The sequence below is a fragment of the Pseudoflavonifractor phocaeensis genome (assembly GCF_016901955.1).
Lineage (GTDB): Bacteria > Bacillota > Clostridia > Oscillospirales > Oscillospiraceae > Flavonifractor > Flavonifractor phocaeensis_A.
Map to the genome: position 1 here is coordinate 1 of NZ_JACJLC010000069.1, position 16,197 is coordinate 16,197.

The 16,197-nt window shown below is 52.4% G+C and carries 20 protein-coding genes; 15 read left to right on the top strand and 5 right to left on the bottom strand.

What is annotated here, in order from left to right:
- Positions 1–171: 171 nt before the first annotated feature.
- Positions 172–393, bottom strand: a complete 222-nt coding sequence (locus H6B51_RS13040; protein ID WP_204884111.1) for a hypothetical protein — start codon at positions 391–393, stop codon at positions 172–174.
- Between the two features lie 159 nt (positions 394–552).
- On the bottom strand, positions 553–2,247 hold the full coding sequence (locus H6B51_RS13045) for an RNA-binding domain-containing protein (RefSeq protein WP_204750568.1): 1,695 nt from the start codon (positions 2,245–2,247) through the stop codon (positions 553–555).
- Between the two features lie 447 nt (positions 2,248–2,694).
- Here H6B51_RS13045 and H6B51_RS13050 point away from each other — a divergent pair, with 447 nt between their 5' ends.
- The 12 genes from H6B51_RS13050 to H6B51_RS13105 all read left to right on the top strand — a co-directional run bounded on the left by H6B51_RS13050 (position 2,695) and on the right by H6B51_RS13105 (position 12,127).
- Positions 2,695–3,021, top strand: a complete 327-nt coding sequence (locus tag H6B51_RS13050; protein ID WP_204884112.1) for a hypothetical protein — start codon at positions 2,695–2,697, stop codon at positions 3,019–3,021.
- Between the two features lie 21 nt (positions 3,022–3,042).
- On the top strand, positions 3,043–3,444 hold the full coding sequence (locus H6B51_RS13055; RefSeq protein ID WP_204750570.1) for a zinc-finger-containing protein: 402 nt from the start codon (positions 3,043–3,045) through the stop codon (positions 3,442–3,444).
- A 73-nt stretch (positions 3,445–3,517) separates the two neighbouring features.
- Positions 3,518–5,188: a DNA topoisomerase gene (locus tag H6B51_RS13060; protein ID WP_243421301.1), complete on the top strand. Its 1,671-nt coding sequence runs from the start codon at positions 3,518–3,520 to the stop codon at positions 5,186–5,188.
- A 124-nt stretch (positions 5,189–5,312) separates the two neighbouring features.
- Positions 5,313–6,050: a TIR domain-containing protein gene (locus H6B51_RS13065; protein WP_204884113.1), complete on the top strand. Its 738-nt coding sequence runs from the start codon at positions 5,313–5,315 to the stop codon at positions 6,048–6,050.
- 88 nt (positions 6,051–6,138) lie between these two features.
- Positions 6,139–6,675: a hypothetical protein gene (locus H6B51_RS13070; protein ID WP_204884114.1), complete on the top strand. Its 537-nt coding sequence runs from the start codon at positions 6,139–6,141 to the stop codon at positions 6,673–6,675.
- Positions 6,676–6,687: 12 nt separating this feature from the next.
- A complete protein-coding gene (locus H6B51_RS13075; RefSeq protein WP_204884115.1) occupies positions 6,688–8,550 on the top strand; it encodes an antirestriction protein ArdA in 1,863 nt (620 codons plus the stop codon).
- The gene (locus H6B51_RS13080) at positions 8,547–8,723 is read left to right on the top strand and encodes a hypothetical protein (RefSeq protein ID WP_204884116.1); all 177 of its coding nucleotides are present in this window, start codon (positions 8,547–8,549) and stop codon (positions 8,721–8,723) included. The genes H6B51_RS13075 and H6B51_RS13080 overlap by 4 nt, the downstream gene beginning before the upstream one ends.
- Positions 8,724–9,215: 492 nt before the next feature.
- Complete coding sequence (locus H6B51_RS13085; RefSeq protein WP_204884117.1) at positions 9,216–9,839, top strand: class I SAM-dependent methyltransferase; 624 nt, start codon at positions 9,216–9,218, stop codon at positions 9,837–9,839.
- 64 nt (positions 9,840–9,903) lie between these two features.
- The gene (locus H6B51_RS13090) at positions 9,904–10,419 is read left to right on the top strand and encodes a hypothetical protein (protein WP_204884118.1); all 516 of its coding nucleotides are present in this window, start codon (positions 9,904–9,906) and stop codon (positions 10,417–10,419) included.
- 12 nt (positions 10,420–10,431) lie between these two features.
- Positions 10,432–11,247, top strand: coding sequence for a class I SAM-dependent methyltransferase (locus H6B51_RS13095; protein ID WP_204884119.1), 816 nt, complete (start codon positions 10,432–10,434; stop codon positions 11,245–11,247).
- A 91-nt stretch (positions 11,248–11,338) separates the two neighbouring features.
- A complete protein-coding gene (locus tag H6B51_RS13100; RefSeq protein ID WP_204884120.1) occupies positions 11,339–11,920 on the top strand; it encodes an L-2-amino-thiazoline-4-carboxylic acid hydrolase in 582 nt (193 codons plus the stop codon).
- A gap of 15 nt (positions 11,921–11,935) precedes the next feature.
- A complete protein-coding gene (locus H6B51_RS13105; RefSeq protein WP_204884121.1) occupies positions 11,936–12,127 on the top strand; it encodes a hypothetical protein in 192 nt (63 codons plus the stop codon).
- A gap of 48 nt (positions 12,128–12,175) precedes the next feature.
- On the opposite strand, the gene H6B51_RS13110 is transcribed toward H6B51_RS13105, so the two are convergent.
- The 3 genes from H6B51_RS13110 to H6B51_RS13120 form a co-directional block, all read right to left on the bottom strand.
- Positions 12,176–12,511, bottom strand: coding sequence for a DUF6050 family protein (locus H6B51_RS13110; RefSeq protein WP_204884122.1), 336 nt, complete (start codon positions 12,509–12,511; stop codon positions 12,176–12,178).
- A gap of 92 nt (positions 12,512–12,603) precedes the next feature.
- A complete protein-coding gene (locus H6B51_RS13115; protein ID WP_204884123.1) occupies positions 12,604–13,953 on the bottom strand; it encodes a relaxase/mobilization nuclease domain-containing protein in 1,350 nt (449 codons plus the stop codon).
- Entirely contained in the window at positions 13,914–14,243 is a 330-nt protein-coding gene (locus H6B51_RS13120) for a plasmid mobilization protein (RefSeq protein WP_204884124.1), read from the bottom strand. Before H6B51_RS13120 ends, H6B51_RS13115 begins: the two co-directional genes overlap by 40 nt.
- Positions 14,244–14,532: 289 nt before the next feature.
- Here H6B51_RS13120 and H6B51_RS13125 point away from each other — a divergent pair, with 289 nt between their 5' ends.
- From H6B51_RS13125 to H6B51_RS13135, 3 genes are all read left to right on the top strand, one after another.
- Entirely contained in the window at positions 14,533–15,168 is a 636-nt protein-coding gene (locus H6B51_RS13125; protein ID WP_087221886.1) for a TetR/AcrR family transcriptional regulator, read from the top strand.
- Positions 15,165–15,362, top strand: coding sequence for a cysteine-rich KTR domain-containing protein (locus H6B51_RS13130; protein WP_087221884.1), 198 nt, complete (start codon positions 15,165–15,167; stop codon positions 15,360–15,362). Before H6B51_RS13125 ends, H6B51_RS13130 begins: the two co-directional genes overlap by 4 nt.
- Positions 15,363–15,443: 81 nt before the next feature.
- Entirely contained in the window at positions 15,444–16,139 is a 696-nt protein-coding gene (locus tag H6B51_RS13135; RefSeq protein WP_243421300.1) for an ABC transporter transmembrane domain-containing protein, read from the top strand.
- The last annotated feature ends 58 nt before the right edge of the window (positions 16,140–16,197 follow it).

The window sequence follows — 16,197 nt, forward strand, 5'->3', positions numbered from 1 at the left end:
CACGCCCGCGGCCGCCATGCACCATTTCCGCGGAAGCAGTGCACCATTCCAGCGGTGGTGATGCACCATCATCTGCGGTCAAGCTGCACTTTTGGAGCGGCGTATGCATGGATCATTGGATAGCCATATAAACAGCAAGAGGCACCCCGGAAATGGGGTGCCTCTCTAAGTTCAAGCGTTTGCCTGCTGGAGATAGAACTCGCTTTCTGCCACCCGTGTGACAAAGTCGAATTCCATTCTCGTTGCTTTCGACAGCGAGATGTTGTAGCGTTTGCACACGATGCGGAGATAGGCCAGGTAGTCTTTATCCTCGTGAGAGAGGGGGGCCACCCATCCTGTCCGGGAGGCGTGATCTTCAATGCTGCGAAGGTATTTTAATTCTCTTTGATCCATTGTTACACCTCCACACCTATTTCGACTATGATATAAATTTTAATGAAATGAGTATTCCGAAAACCGGACTATTGAAGGATATATGCGGCTTTAATAAATGCGGGAAGAAATGCGGGGGCCGCATTTCTTCCCGTATTTATCAGCATTCATCGATGGCTTTTACAGCGCGCCATCTGACGATTCGGGTTCTGCGTTTTCTTGCTTTAACGTGTATTTTGCACCTCTCCCCGCTCCTAAGAGAGTAATGGCCCCTTCTTGACGCATTCTTTTTAGTGTATCAGTTGCTTGATTTCTTGTAAAACCACACAACTCTTGTACTTTTTCATTTGTGATAACACCGCTTGAAGAAAGATGCTCCAAAATCATACTCTTAGCCCTGATATATTGGATGGACTTGTCTCTTGTGTAGGCAACATCCGATTTAACAGCATTGTAAACCTTCGCCGTCAGCATATATTCTTTTCCTACTACTTCGATCAAACCATCTTTAACCAAACCGGCGCAATTACTTCTTACATTGTCTATTGGCATCTGTGTCAATTCCTGTGCATCTGATAGCTTGATCCGCCTATTGTCCGTCAAATAGCGCAGAATCATCAGCTCTGCCAGAGAGAAGACACGTTGCCTATTTTCCTGCTCCTGCAAAACAAACTTAACAAAGCCAAGGTCATCAATCGCACTCTTGAGTGTAAGTGAAACTGCATCCCCAAATACATGGTACTCTGGGTATGGCTTTCCCATAGAAATCATTTCGCGGAAAATAATATCTACGCCTTGCCCCGTCCTTTGCACATATTTCAGGCGCTGCAGTGTTTCAGCAATCAATTTGTTCCTTGGCGTAGAGGGATGAGTTATGATATTTTTCTCTGTTATCCCGTCCAGAAAACCGCCGGGATTTTCAATTACCAGTTTATCGGGATATTGTTTGACGTAAACCGCACCCATACTTTGATAATCTCTGTGGGCCAGCGCATTCAGGATGGCTTCTTGAAACACTTTTTCCGAAAAATCGGGGATTTCAACGCGATACAATCCCACCTGCACATTGAGAATGTGGTTATCCGTTTGAATGCGCTCCGTCAGTCGATCCAAAACAGTTACAATCGGCTGCTTCATATCGAGCCGCGCATCATATTCTTCTAAATTTTGCTCACCATAGTGCAGGTAGATAACTTCTGCCTGTGGCAATAGTTTGTTGATCGATTGTTCTTTTCCTACGAACAGAAGTCCCGCAACGGTAAGGCGCTCAACATCTTGATCCTGTTTGATAAGGCCGAGATCTCGTAGAAAAGCCAGGTCTTCCATATCCGCCAGTGTAGATTTTGCATCGCGGATACGAATTTTCTCTTTGAGGTTATATACCTCCAAAAGATTTATGTCATCCAGCGTACTGGCGGCTACAATTTGGCCGGAAAAATCGGGGGATTGTGCCTGAGTATAGCGATTGCTCATTTCTTCAGGATAGTATGGCTTGGAATTCTTACCGAGCCGTTTCAAGCACCGCCCATCCGTAGTGGCATAGGTGTTTCCATCATGCACAACAGACAAAGCCAACACAATGTGCCCTTGATATAGGATTTCTTCGATGTTCGTAAACAGTGGAGGCCGAGTTTTGTCATAAATCGCCTCGATCAAGCTTTGGCAGTCATAGTCGCTGCATCCAGTAACTTGGCCACTATCCTCAATTCCGAAGTACACAGTCCCGCCTTTGGCGTTGGCAAATGCGATTAACTCATTGACAGCTAAGCGGACCCGTTCATTGTGCCCAGATGCTTTGACCCAAGATTTGAATTCTACAGTATCATTTTCACCAACTTTGATGACATCATCCATAAATTCATCGTTTCTATTCATGGCCCTGTTCAGATACACCTCCTGCAAAACAAGCAAAAAGATTTCCGTAGAAAAATACGGAGTTATCTACCAGATGTCTTTGGTGCCCCATATTTTGATTGGAATATATAAAGCGGCTTTGCCACGCTGGCTGACCTCTGAGTAGGTCGTTCACCAAGATTACTGAATTATTGTATCTTATTCCGCCCGATAATACAATGGGCACAAGGTAAAATGGTATGTATGAAGAATTATTTTGCGGTGTCTTGACCATCAGCAACTGTTCCGCCGAATGCCATAAAGCTGAAACCATATTTCCATTTCAATTTGAATCCGATAATAGCTGGAATTAAAATGCCATCCTTCAGCCCCCATGTCTTGTGGGGGCTGATTTATTGTTTACAAAAAGTTCATTCTTTTTCGGGCCCAAACCCGCGTTTTGCGGTGCGTATTGAAGGAGAAGAGTATATGAAGGAAATCACTTCTGCATCTGCCCGGAGGCTGTACCGTTTTCTATCTGCCTGCGGCGGGAACTGGCGCAATACCATCCATATTGTCGCCCAAGGCGGCCATACCGGCTGGCTCATGGCCGCGGATCAGGACGGGAAACCAGTTGTGATGGTCGTAGATGCTTTTCAAAAGTTGACACAGGAACAGATCGACCCTGCGGAATGCCGGGGATACCTGACAGAATCCGCCTTTGGGGATATTTTCGCCAGGTATCTCCTCTGGCAGATCCCGGATGCCGGCGTCCCTCCTGCAGACGCGCTGAACCTGCTGTCATCATCACTTTAAGAACATAGGAGGGATCTATCCATGAAACGAGTCAACATCAAATGCCCTTACTGCGGCGCCCGGGCTTTCCTGCGGCCGGCCTCCGTGGTATATGGGGAGCGGGCCGCCCCGGGGAGCAAGCTCTATGTGTGCGGCAACTATCCCGCCTGCGATTCCTATGTGGCCGCCCACCGCACCAGCCAGTTGCCGATGGGGACGCTGGCCGATAAGCAGCTGCGGCGGGAGCGGCAGGCCGCTCATGCCGTATTCAATCAGCTATGGAAAAGCGGCCTGATGTCCAAGCGGCAGGCCTATCTCTGGCTCCAGGCGAAACTGGATCTTCCGGAATGCGAGGCCCATATTGCCAAGTTTTCCGAGGGCCGCTGTCAACTGGTCATTGACCTGTGTGAAAAGTTCCTCGGCGCCCAGCGCCGGGCTGCTTAGGGAGGTGTGTCCAGTGAAATTCGATCACCCCCTCACCAGGGAACAGCAGCATCTGGTAGAGCAGAATATTTCACTGATCCATTGGACGATTTGGAAGTACATCGATGTCAAAGAGGAGATCTGCGGTTTAGCCTATCAGTCGGCGCTATGCCGCCAAAAGGCGGACTGGCTCATTGGTATCAATGCAAGCCGCCTGTTCTCCGTCCTCTACCATCGCACCCTGAATGTGGGGCGGGTGCAGACCCCCACCCTTGCCATGCTGGTGGACCGGGACAGCAGGATCACCCTGTTCCGCAAGGAGAAATACCATCATGTGCGGCTGGTGCTGGAGGGGGCCGAGGCGGTGTCCGAGAAGATTACTGCCCCGGAGGAGGCGGAGAGCCTGCGGGCGGCCTGTGCCGGGGCTTCGGTGCGTTGCATCTCCGTCACCCATGAGAAGAAGAAAGAAGCGCCGCCCAAGCTCTACGACCTGACCACCTTGCAGCGGGAGGCAAACCGGGTGTTCAGCTACACGGCCAAGCAGACCCTGGACTACGCTCAATCGCTGTACGAAAAGAAGCTGCTGACCTACCCCAGGACGGACAGCCGGTATCTGACGGTTGACATGGCGGAGACTGCCTCCGTGGTCCTGCATCTGGCGGCGCAGGTGCCGCCCTTCGATGCTTGCCCGGACTTCTTCCCTGATGTTGCGGCGCTGGTGAATGATGGGAAGGTATCCGACCACCACGCCATCATCCCCACGCTGGAGCTGGAGAAAGCCGACCTGTCCGAACTGACTGTGGGAGAACGGAACACCTTGCTGCTGGTGTGTCGGGAGCTGCTGTGCGCGGCGGCGGAGCCCTATGCGTATGAAGCGGCCACGGCCGCTTTTGACTGTGGTGGACACACCTTCACCGCCAAGGGGCGGCGCATCCTCTCCGAGGGCTGGCGTGAGATCGACCACATTTTCCGCGCCTCCCTGAAGGAGCAGCCGGAGGACGAGGCGGAGCCCATCGCCCTGCCGAATTTCACCGAAGGCCAGACCTTTGACCAGGTGGATGCCTCTGTTACCGAACACTTCACCGCCCCGCCCAAGGCGTACACGGAGGACACCCTTCTGGCGGCGATGGAGACCGCCGGAAAAGAGGATATGCCGGAGGACGCAGAGCGTAAGGGCCTGGGCACCCCGGCGACCAGGGCGGCCATCCTGGAAAAGCTGGTGGCGGCCGGATTTGTGGAGCGCAGAGGCAAAAGCCTGATTCCCACCAAAGCGGGGATCAACCTGGTTACGGTCCTGCCGGACACTTTGACCTCTCCCATGCTCACGGCGGAGTGGGAACAGAAACTGACCGCCATCGCCAGGGGCGAGGGAGACCCCGCCGCTTTCATGGCGGGGATCTCTGAAATGACGCGGGAGCTGGTAAAAACCTATTCCCATATCTCCGAGGAAGGTCAGAAACTGTTCGCCCCGGAGCGGGAGACCGTGGGCCTCTGCCCCCGCTGCGGCAAGCCGGTCTACGAGGGCAAAAAGAATTTTTACTGCTCCGACCGCTCCTGCCAATTTGTCATGTGGAAGAATGACCGCTTTTTCGAGCAGCGTGGGAAGGTCTTTTCCTCCAAGATTGCCGCCGCATTGCTTAAAGATGGAAAGGCAAAGGTCAAAGGGCTGCGCTCTCTGCGTACCGGGAAAATCTATGACGGGACAATCGTGCTGGCCGATACCGGCGGGAAATATGTAAATTATCGTGTAAAAAAGCAAACTTAAGTTCTGAAATGCGTCCTGTGCAAATTCTTATTTCCTAACTGCGCCAAATTTGTTATACTAATGCCAGCAAGTCATTAAGACTTCAACGGATTATAGTTTTGAATTTGGCGTAGGGGCTGATTCTATGGATAAACAATCGCTATTCATCTCATATTGCTGGAAAGATGGAAATACATATGCAGATGAACTTGAAACACAACTTAAAGATGAATTTGATGTTCAACGGGATAAATCTCAACTTATTGCAAATGATGACATATATGAGTTTATGGGTAAAATTGCCTCGTGTGATAATGTAATCCTTGTAGTTACAGCGGAATATGTAAAATCACTAAATTGCATGCTTGAGATGTCCTATTTGGTTTCACAGGATGATTGGCAAATGAAAGCAATGGTTTTGGTAATTGACGACTCACTATATTTAGTGGAAAATAAGATTAAAGTCATTGATTATTGGTTATCACGGCAAAAAAGAACCGTAGAACTTGGTGAAGATGGTATTGGAAAATCTCTTTTAGACGAGGAAAAAGAGTATATTGATTGTATCTGCAATAATCTTGAAACTTTTTTCTTAAATGTTTCTCGAAGGAAAAACCCAAGTCAAATTGCAATTGTAAATGAAGTAATTAAAAAATCCAGGTCCACCAAAGCAGAAAAGCAAGAATTGATTGACAAGGGCGAGAAGGCAGTCTTGGATTTCCTTTCCAAGAATGGAGAGGTCACAGTAAGAGATCTCTCACTCCAACTTGGGAAAAGTCAAGCGTCTGTTATGCGTTTTGTATCGAAATTATTGAAAGATGGTTCTGTTGTTCGAACAGGTAACAGCCACACTTATACTATTCGAAAGAACGATTGGAAGTAGTAACAGGTACTTATCAACTCAACAACACCGTTAAGCAGGAAGCCTTTCCAGGTTTCCTGCTTTTCTTTACCCATTTTCAGAAAGGATGATGTCTTTGAGTAAAACCGGAACCAATTTCATGGAGCATTTGAAATCGCTGCTCCCCGCAGGCGGTGACGCAAGCGAACTGGAGGCATCGGCCCAGGTGCTTGCCGGACTTTCCCCGGAGGACCGTGACCTCCTGGTTGCTGTCCAGGAGTCGCCCTATCGCCTGACCACCCTGGAGCAGTTCCGGGAGTTTCCCGCAAACACCGAGTATTTTGTCCTGGAGCCCAACATCAGCAAGGTGGAGGATGTAGGGTGGCGCTATCTGGCGCAGCATTTGGACGTCCTTCTGTCCCCGGAGCTGCTGGACGCTATTGATCCTGTTCCCTTCGGCAATCACGCCATGCAGGAGGAACAGGGCTGTTTTACGAGCCGAGGCTATCTCACTCTCTCCGGCGACGAGTGGGAGCATGAGCGCCCCAGGGAGAGGCAGACGGAGAAAAAGCCCTCCATCAAGGAGCGGCTGGAACAGAGCCGGAAGGAATGTGCCAATCAGAGCAAGGCGCAGCCCCATCGGGAAAAGCCTGCGCCGGAACTGTAAGGAGGTGTCGCTATGCCCCATTATGACTATGACAAAGATTATCCCTTTGCCGCTTTCATCACCAACCTGGGCAAGTACAACGAAGGCGCCCTTGTGGGCGAATGGGTGAAGTTTCCCACCACGGCGGAGGAACTGAAAAAGGTCTTTGAGCGCATCGGGATTGGTGCGAAAGACGACTTTGGGCAGACCTATGAGGAATGGTTCATCACGGACTACGACTGCTATGTGGACGGCCTCTATGACCTGCTGGGTGAGTATGCCAACCTGGACGAGCTGAACTACCTGGCCTCCAAACTGGACGACATGAGGCAGGATGAATATGAGCGGTTCCAGGCGGCCATGGAGATCGGCGACCACACGGGCAGCATTCAGGAGCTTATCAACCTGACGGAGAACTTGGACTGTTACGACATTTACCCCGACATCCACGACCACGATGATCTGGGCCGGTATTACATCGAGGAACTGGACGCTATGCAGGTGCCGGAGCATCTGCGCAGTTACATCGACTATGAGGCCTACGGCCGGGACATCGCCCTGGAGGAAAGCGGCCAGTTCACCGACCTGGGCTATGTGCGGGATACCGGGGACCGCTTCGACGAGGTGTACGATGGACACCGGGAGAGCATCCCGTGGGAGTACCGAGTGACCGTTACACAAGAGGAACAAGAATTTCTGGACGAAAGTGCAAAGTCGGATATGGCAACCGACCTTGCCTATGATATGGACGAGTTTTTCCGGCAGCACGACCCGCAGTATGCCGCCGAGCACCCGGAGGAACACGCTGCGAAGGAAGAAATCTACGAAAATCTGATGGCTGGGCGTATCTCTGCCCTGGACGAGAAGCTGGCCGCTCTGGGACAGACCCAGGAGGACTATCTTCCTTCGGAGATTGAGAAGTTCAAGGACGCTGCCGGCTATGAGGAATTTCTGGATGTAGACCCCCAGGCGATCCGGGAGGCCATCGAAAACCCGGATCAGTCCCATGTGGACGAGATGCTGGCCTTTGCGGAGCAGGCAAACCAGGAGTATGAGGCGGAGTTGTACGGCCAGCAAGCGGCGCCCACTCCGGATGACCGAGAGACCGGCGAAACGGTGCGGACCCCCAGGGGGACCTTCCATGTGACGGATATGAGCCAGGAACAGATGGAGGCCGTCGGATACGGTTTCCACCACGAGTCCGAGGACGGAAAGTATCTCATCATGGCCAACGGCAGCCGCGCCTTTGCCATCCCCAGCGGAGACGCTCCCGCACATACCGCGCCGGAGAAGCTGACTGTCCTGGTGGTGGAGCCCATGAAGGAGCCCTATGTGAAAGAGATCGCCCCCGGCCTCCATGCGCTGCAAGCGGAGGTGGGTGGCGACATTGCCGCCTCCTATCCCTTTGATGATCCGGTGGGGCTGGTGCTGAACGACGAAGGCAAGCTCATAGGCCTGGACCTGAACCGTTCCCTCCGGGACGAGCATGGGGAGATTTACGACATTGTAGCAGGCACCTTCCTGGTGGTGGGTCTCGGCGAGGAGTCCTTCACCTCTCTGCCCCCGGAACTGGCGCAGAAGTACATGGAGCACTTCAAGCAGCCGGAGCAGTTCATCAACCTGAACGGTCAGATCATCGCCCTGCCGGTGGAGCCGGAGAACCCTCTCCGCACCGCTGAAATGACACTGGAGGACGACTATGGGATGATTGACGGGATCATCAACAACGGCCGCCGTGGGGAGGAACTGGAGAAAGCCCAGGATGAGGCACGCAGAACCACGCCGGAGAAAAAGCCCTCTATCCGGGAACGGCTGGAGGACGCAAAGCGGGAGTGCGGCGAGCGCAAGCCCCCGGACAAGGCTCATCAGAAGAAGCCCCCGGAGCATAACTTATGAGCCGGAGCAAGAAATGGCGTCTGGAATGGGCGTTCTTCCTGGGCGAGAACGGCAGACGCCAGTATAACAAGCTATGCAAGGGCTGCGTCCATCCCTGCAAGCAGAGTTTCCGGGCGGTGGTGGTGTCCTGCCCGCACTATCTTTCCCTCCGTTCCAAAAAGTGCGGGAATTAGGGTTCAAAATAGGCGAAGAAACCGCCTGTGGTGGTTTTTCCGTGTAAGGGCAGTATGATTTCCCATGTGGAGCGGCAGGGCGTTTCTGCATAGGAAAAACGCCGGATTTTCACCTTTTATCAAGCAAAATGGGAGCGTCAACATCGGATGCAGTTATCCGAGGTTGGCGCTCCCATTCTTTTTTTGTTCTCTTTTTCTCTTTCAATCAGGATCGGACAGGAAAGATATTCGCCGCAGCAGGCGCTGTGGGAATGTGCGTAAACGGCCATGTCTGTGGAGCTGTGGGAAACGATGGTTGCGGGCTGTGGGAAAGCCGGCGACTTTTTCATCGGACCATGAATGTCTGTTTTCCATCGGCGGAGCGGCCGTTTTCCACATTTTCATCGTGCAAAATGGCTGAAAATGTTCTTTGTGTTGCGCTTCTGCGAGATAGGATGTATAATAAGTGCGGTTAGCTACCGCTAACCTTAATTTCGATATATGGAGGCAGTTATGGGGATATGGAAAACTTTTTTTAATAATACCCGCAAGCCGGAAGGGCTGCTTGGCAGGTGCATGGTGGACGGCATGAATCACGCCCATGCTGCCCTGGCGGACTGGGGCCTCAGCCATTTGCCGGAAACCGGCCCCTCTCAAATCGCGGAGCTGGGCTGCGGCGGCGGTCGGAATATTCGGGCGCTTCTGCGAAAATATCCAGCTGCAACTATTACTGCTCTGGACTATTCAGAAATATCCGTGGAAAAGGCTAAGAGGGTCAATCGTGAGGGCCTGCAAGCCGGCCGCTGCCAGATTTTGCAGGGATATGTATCCCGCCTCCCCTTTGGGGATGGTTCGTTTGATCTGGCGACCGCATTTGAAACCGTATATTTCTGGCCTGGCCCGGTGGAGAGTTTCCGGGAGGTGTACCGCACCCTGCAACCAGGCGGCATTTTTTTAATCGTCAATGAGTCGGACGGGGAAAACTCCCAGGACAACAAATGGCTTTCTGTCATTGATGGGATGAGAATCTACAATGGAGACCAACTTACCCGTTTTCTCACCAAGGCTGGTTTTTCTAAGGTCATCATGGATAAAGACGCCAAAAAGCACTGGCTCTGTGCGCTGGCGATCCGGTAGAATACGGGGCAAATCCATAACAGAGAGTTCCTTATGAAAAACGCAGGAGGGCAGGAGAATTTCCATGAATTGGACGCGCACCATCCTGGACGGGCTTGCCATGGCGGCCTACTTTAACCTGTTTGCCGCTACGGTGGCGCTGTATCAGCCCCGGCTGATGTTTCCCAGCTATCCGCCCGCCATCATCAAGGCGGCGAACGAGCCGCCTACCAAAGAGGAAAACCGTTTTTACTGGCTTTGGATCTGCTTTGGAGAGCTGCTGCCTCTCCTTCTTTATGGTGCGGTCAGCGCTGTGGAGGGCGGGACAACCGGATTCTGGCGTCTAGCCCTGATGGGATACATCCAGTGGATGATGATCAACATAGGCGATCTTCTTTTTCTGGATGTGTGGCTGATCCAGAAAAAAGCGAAAGACCGTTTTGTGATCCCTGGTACAGAGGGACATCCCGGCTATGCGTTCACAGACTGGATGAAGGGCTATGCGCTGCCGGAGCACCTGCTCCAATGGCCGCTGCTGCTGTGCCCGCTCATGGCGGCGGCTCAGGCGGGATTGGGGCTGTTATTGCAAAAGATAGGATAGGAGATGGTTCAAATGAAACAACATCAAAAGCAACAAAAAATGATCCGACTCGGCACCCACGGCGAGGACTACGGAAGCTGGATGTCCAACCCGGTTTTTTACATAATCGGTGGGCTGTTGGCCCTGTCGGCGGTGCTGGCAGCGCTATCCTTTTCCATGTTTCATATTGCCGCGCTCGGCATCCTGTTCTCTGTTGCCGCAGCGGCGCTGCTTGCCCTGCTGATCTGGTGTGCATGGATACGGAAACAGTACGCTTTCGGCGGCGGAGGAATGATGGAGCGGGTCCATAAGGTCGTCCTCTCCCATCTGGATTTTGACGGGCAGGGACAACTTCTGGAGGTTGGATGCGGCTCCGGCGCACTGAGCATACGGGCGGCTCTCACCTGGCCGGACGCCCAAATCACCGGCATGGACTATTGGGGTGTGGTCTACGGCTATGGTCAGGCCATGTGCGAGAAAAATGCCGAGAGCGAGGGCGTCGGCTTCAGGTGTGCGTTCCGGCACGGGGATGCCAACAAGCTGGATTTCCCTGATGAGAGTTTCGACGCCGTGGTGAGCAACTATGTCTACCACAATGTAATGGGTGCGGACAAGCAGGCTCTGCTGTTGGAGACCCTGCGGGTGCTGAAAAAGGGCGGCGTCTTTGCGCTCAACGATGACATGAAGCCAAAAATGTACGGGGACATGGATGCCTTTGTCCAAAAGCTGCGGGACATGGGCTATGAGGACGTGCGCCTCATCGACACGGCCACGGAGGCCTTCGGCTCCCGCCGGCGGGCGGGCATGATGATGCTGGGCGACTCCCGGATGCTGGTGGGGCGGAAGTAAGACGGAGGTTTGTCATGACCTATACATATTGTGAAAGGCTGATGTGGGCTGTCATCGCTCCTGCCGCATTTCGGTATCTGGCAGGCAGGAGTTGGGATGGGATATTTCTGCGTTGAAGCAGCTCTCTAAGCAGATTTACCGGCAAATGGTATCCCGTACCCCGGATATTGGCTCCATGATGGAAAACCCGTTGCGGGTCTGCCTGACTGGTGGAATTCTATGGCTGTCTATCTATAAGGCGGCAGAAGAAAAAATGAGTGAAAAGTGCTTTGAGGGCATGGTAAGTGCCAGTATGCGTTCTCCTCTGGTTGTGGCCGCCTTCCGGGGCAAAGCCAAGACTGCATTTACATTGAAGGGTCAATATAAGCGAGCAGCGACTGCATCTTTGGCGGATGCAGATAGAAACCCCTTTCAGTGGAATGCCGAGGTTATCTTCGGCCGGGATGCAGAGGAATATACGATCCTTTACCACCAGTGCGGTCTGTGTGCCCTGGGCCGACAGGAGGGCCTTCCTCATCTGGTTCCCTATCTATGCGCTCTGGACACGATGTCCGTCGACTGGATGGGTGGGCGGCTCTACCGTACCAAAACACTGGCTGCCGGCGGAGACTGTTGTGACTTTTATATCTGCAAAAAGGGTTCCCGTTGGGACAAAGAACGGCAGGGAAAATAGAAAGAGGAAGATTTGATGACGCTTGCGGAGTTTCGCCGGGCCTATCTCACCGCCACTTTCCTCCCGGCCTGCCGGGAGGACCTGATCGCCCTGATGTCAAGTCCCACGGTGGTCACCGACCTGACCGGCGGGCACCTGGCGCTGATGGTGCGGTTGGATGAGTACGCGGATCTGGTAACAAAATTTATTCTGGATCGGACACCATGAGGAGAGCCGGCTGGTCAATTCCAGCCGGCTCTCTATCATTTGTCCATCTCAATATCCCACGATCAGGCGGTAGATGGTGAGGGGCACATACCACGCCGCCACCAGCAGGCGCCACACCAGGACGAAGCCCCCGATGAGGCCTCCGATGATGAAGTTCAGCGCGAACAGCGCGGCGCCGCCGCCCAGGGAGCCGCCGCCCGGCACGATCCAGACGCACATCCGATGGATGCCGAAGGGCAGGCCGCAGAGTATCCAGAGCCAGAGAAGATCCAGCTTTCCATCCCTTACGCAGGCAGATTTGAAAATGCAGTACAGAAACCCGGCGATGGCAACGGGCAAAACTGCCTTCTTGAAAAAATCCTTGATGGCCTCGGTTTTCGTCATGTGCGCCACCTCCATTCATATATCCATTATACAGGCAAAATTCAAACAAGCCCAGGGGCTTTTGAAAAGTCTGGAAAAGCGCACAACCGCCCCTATTCCAGTTCGCTGCTCCGCTGCCTCTGTGGTTCCACCTCTCTCGGCTTTTCCAACAAGGCTTCCACATTCTGACGAAGGGTGTCGTACTCCCGCTCCTCCCGTTGAGCTTTTCGATATTCCGATTGCAGGGCGGTCCGCCTGGCGGTGAGTTTATCCATTTTGGCCCGGAGCCGCTGGGCGGCGGGCAAGGGTACGGCGTTCAACCGTTTCAGCTCCCTTGCCGCCGCCTCGAACAGAATGATCTCACTCTCATGCCCACGGAGGAATTTCTCCTTGTCTCTGGACTGGCGGTATTGGTCATACATGGGGCGAAGCTGACGATAGGTGGCAACGTGCTTCATGGTGAGGGTCAGCCGCTCCATTTCCTTTTCGACTGCCCGGAGATCCTCCTTTACCCTGGCGGTGGCGGCCGTTGCCCCATCGCACCGCTCGGACAATTCCTCTAAACTTCCAATACCATGCTCTGTCAAGAAGTTCAGCGTTTCCGCTGCCCGCTTTAGGTTCTCAATAGTTGCCCAATGTTTGTAGCCGGCGCTCTGCTGGGCTTTAATGTTGTTCTGGATGTCGATGAGCAGGCTGGGCCTCCCGGTGCGTTGTTTCGGCTGGCGGGAAGGACCTGGCCTGCCGGCGATCCGGGCGGTCAGAGCTTCCTCCGCATAGTCCGCACCCAGGGTTTTCAACCGGGTGAACCGCTCCTGACCCGGAGCCCTGGCGGATATGTACTTGCCCCGTTTCAGTTCGTACCCTTCTCGCTGGAGGCGACGGAGCAGGTCCTCCAAATCGGTGCAGCCGGGCAGAAGCCGGTCGATGGCGGAGCGGAGCTTCGCCTTGTAGCTGGTGCCGCTCTGTTCCGCCTGATGCTCAATGTAGCTCTTGCCCTTGTCTTGACCGGGGACAATGACGGACAGGCCATGCTCTTTGCAGATACGGTCGCTGGTGCGGCGAATCTCATGGTAGCTTCTCTTGTTGGAGTGGTAGTGCCTGTGATCCTGGAAACTGACCGCATTGAAGATTAGGTGATTATGGACGTGGTCCCTGTCAATGTGAGTGGTGAGGACAAATTCATATTTGCCGCCCAGGACCACCCGCGCCAGTTCCATGCCGATCCGGTGGGCTTCCTCCGGCGTGACCTCCCCAGGCTCAAACGCCTGGATGAGGTGCCGGCCCAGGTTCGTTCCCTTGTCGATGGCGTGGCGGCGGGTCCAGTCAAATTCGATGTCAGCGGTTTCCGCAGTACATCCGAAGGAGGACACCAGCAGTTTTCCATCCGTCTTGTCGGGATTGCAGATATAGTCAATGGCCGCTTTCAGCGTTGACTTAATAGGATGCGTCTTTGTAACTGCCATATCTGCTCCATCCTCTCCCGGATCTCCTCCATGTCGGCCTGGTAGGCCGGACCGCCGGCGTTCAACCGCTTGGCGATCTGGTTGATGTTCCGGCCGATGGCGGAGAGGGCGCGGGTCATCTCCTTGATGTCGGTGGTGTCCACCTGGATGATGTACCCATCAATCGCTATTTTGCGGAGATAGGCGCCGCTCCGCTTTGTGTGGAGCTGGGCCATTTTCTCCTCAATGAGCCGCTTTTCCTCCTCTGTCACCCAAAACTTCATCTGGATATTCCGCTTTCGGTTTGCCATGCTGCGCCGCCTCCGTTTCCATAAGGGTCTGGGACTATCCCAGCAAGCAATTTTTCGATTTAGGGGCAGGGGTCCCCCTAAATCAAAAATCCGCCAGTGGGTACTCACTGGCTGTGCTTGCTATCGTTTCTCTCCAACCGTTTTCCCCTCTACTAATACTACAATTCGAAACGAAGATTTTGGCCAAAGTGGAGAATGAAGCAAATTCCCTATTGACTGCCAAAATGCTTTGTGCTATATTAAGACCGACGGATTGAAACTAATGGTCTTGAATAAAGGGAGGCGAACTATGGCAAAAAGAGTGGCGGGAGTGACTGAAAAGCTCATGGAATGTGCTAAAGAGGAGTTTTTAGCAAATGGATATGAAAATGCTTCTCTCCGGATAATTGCAGAAAAGGCTGGATCGAGTAAAGGCGCAATCTATATTCGCTACCCTGATAAAGAAAGCCTATATCGGTCCCTGGTTCAACCGGCGGCGGACGGCTTTTGTGAATTGTTACAAACCGTATTATCCGGGTTTACCACGATGCCAGGTAATGAGCAGACACAGCAAATGCTTCGATATTCCAATGATGGCTTTCCTAAAGTAGTGGACTATCTTTACGATCATTTCGATGAATTTAAGCTGTTGCTTACCAGTGGAGAGAATAGTGTCTATCAAGAGTTCATTCATCGTGTTGTTGAGCTTGATACAGAATGTACCGCAAAGTATATTGAGGCATCTGGAAATGATGCAATAACAAGCGGCCGACTCACGCCGGAACTAAATCATCTTCTTTCCAGTGCTTTCTATACGGGAATGTTTGAGGTTATTATTCACGATATGCCAAAAGCCCAGGCATTGGAGCATATCCGCAAAATGCGGCGTTTCTATACCGCTGGATGGCAGACCATCTTTTCTACGGATGGAGGTGATGTCGTATGAGTGGTTGGATTGACCGCAACGGTTGGATTCACTGTCCTACCTGCGGCAACAAAACCCGCACGAAAGTAAATCCGGATACTGTTCTCAAACACTTTCCGCTATTTTGTCCTAAATGCGGAAAAGAACACATCGTAGATGTGCAGGGACAAAGCATCATATTATCAGAGCCAGACGCCAAGACGCAGAGCCGATAATTTACAGGATAAATCCTGTGGATTGTCGGCTTTTACTTTTGACCCATGGTTAGGTTCTGCTAACCAAAAGGAGGGAATTGTATGCAGCGACAAAAAGATTCTGTAAATTTGATGACATTCATTAAACCGCATCAATCAGGCTTTTTGCTCTCTATCATTCTTGCTGTTATCAGCGTCACAAGTGGTATCGTGCCATATTTCGCTGTGGCAAGGATTGTAAATTTGCTGATTGGAGGTGAAACGAATTATTCTACTTATTTGACTTGGGGGATTGTTGCCCTTATTGCTTACCTGATGAAGTCTGTTTTTCACGGCCTCTCAACCAGATGTTCCCATGAAGCGACATTCCATGTGCTTTCAGAAATACGACAGGCGGTTGCGGATAAATTAACGCGTGTTTCTATGGGATATTTGACGGATACACCTTCAGGACGGCTGAAAACCACAATGGTAGAGCGTGTAGAGCAAATGGAAGTCCCTCTGGCACATATCATCCCGGAAATGACTTCTAACCTGCTTGTCCCCATCGCCATCATTATTTACCTGTTTGTGTTGGATTGGAGAATGGCACTGATATCCCTGATTACGATACCTATCGGGATGCTCTGTTACATGGCCCAGATGAAGGAATACCCTAAAAAATACGGTGCTGTTGTTCAGGCAAGTAAGTATATGAGCGCCACCACTGTGGAGTACATCAATGGGATTGAGGTCATCAAGGCGTTCAATCGTAAGCGCTCAACGACCACCCACCTTCCGTATCCCTCGAAAATGTGAGACAATATCCCAAAACTCAAAAAGCTGACAGTCAGTTTTTTAAGACTTCACATCAGGA

What these genes read in the sequence shown, in the direction of transcription:
- H6B51_RS13040 (WP_204884111.1), bottom strand. Translation starts at nt 393, where the DNA reads ATGGATCAAAGAGAATTAAAATACCTTCGCAGCATTGAAGATCACGCC.
- H6B51_RS13045 (WP_204750568.1), bottom strand. Translation starts at nt 2,247, where the DNA reads ATGAATAGAAACGATGAATTTATGGATGATGTCATCAAAGTTGGTGAA.
- H6B51_RS13050 (WP_204884112.1), top strand. Translation starts at nt 2,695, where the DNA reads ATGAAGGAAATCACTTCTGCATCTGCCCGGAGGCTGTACCGTTTTCTA.
- H6B51_RS13055 (WP_204750570.1), top strand. Translation starts at nt 3,043, where the DNA reads ATGAAACGAGTCAACATCAAATGCCCTTACTGCGGCGCCCGGGCTTTC.
- H6B51_RS13065 (WP_204884113.1), top strand. Translation starts at nt 5,313, where the DNA reads ATGGATAAACAATCGCTATTCATCTCATATTGCTGGAAAGATGGAAAT.
- H6B51_RS13070 (WP_204884114.1), top strand. Translation starts at nt 6,139, where the DNA reads ATGTCTTTGAGTAAAACCGGAACCAATTTCATGGAGCATTTGAAATCG.
- H6B51_RS13075 (WP_204884115.1), top strand. Translation starts at nt 6,688, where the DNA reads ATGCCCCATTATGACTATGACAAAGATTATCCCTTTGCCGCTTTCATC.
- H6B51_RS13080 (WP_204884116.1), top strand. Translation starts at nt 8,547, where the DNA reads ATGAGCCGGAGCAAGAAATGGCGTCTGGAATGGGCGTTCTTCCTGGGC.
- H6B51_RS13085 (WP_204884117.1), top strand. Translation starts at nt 9,216, where the DNA reads ATGGGGATATGGAAAACTTTTTTTAATAATACCCGCAAGCCGGAAGGG.
- H6B51_RS13090 (WP_204884118.1), top strand. Translation starts at nt 9,904, where the DNA reads ATGAATTGGACGCGCACCATCCTGGACGGGCTTGCCATGGCGGCCTAC.
- H6B51_RS13095 (WP_204884119.1), top strand. Translation starts at nt 10,432, where the DNA reads ATGAAACAACATCAAAAGCAACAAAAAATGATCCGACTCGGCACCCAC.
- H6B51_RS13105 (WP_204884121.1), top strand. Translation starts at nt 11,936, where the DNA reads ATGACGCTTGCGGAGTTTCGCCGGGCCTATCTCACCGCCACTTTCCTC.
- H6B51_RS13110 (WP_204884122.1), bottom strand. Translation starts at nt 12,511, where the DNA reads ATGACGAAAACCGAGGCCATCAAGGATTTTTTCAAGAAGGCAGTTTTG.
- H6B51_RS13115 (WP_204884123.1), bottom strand. Translation starts at nt 13,953, where the DNA reads ATGGCAGTTACAAAGACGCATCCTATTAAGTCAACGCTGAAAGCGGCC.
- H6B51_RS13120 (WP_204884124.1), bottom strand. Translation starts at nt 14,243, where the DNA reads ATGGCAAACCGAAAGCGGAATATCCAGATGAAGTTTTGGGTGACAGAG.
- H6B51_RS13125 (WP_087221886.1), top strand. Translation starts at nt 14,533, where the DNA reads ATGGCAAAAAGAGTGGCGGGAGTGACTGAAAAGCTCATGGAATGTGCT.
- H6B51_RS13130 (WP_087221884.1), top strand. Translation starts at nt 15,165, where the DNA reads ATGAGTGGTTGGATTGACCGCAACGGTTGGATTCACTGTCCTACCTGC.
- H6B51_RS13135 (WP_243421300.1), top strand. Translation starts at nt 15,444, where the DNA reads ATGCAGCGACAAAAAGATTCTGTAAATTTGATGACATTCATTAAACCG.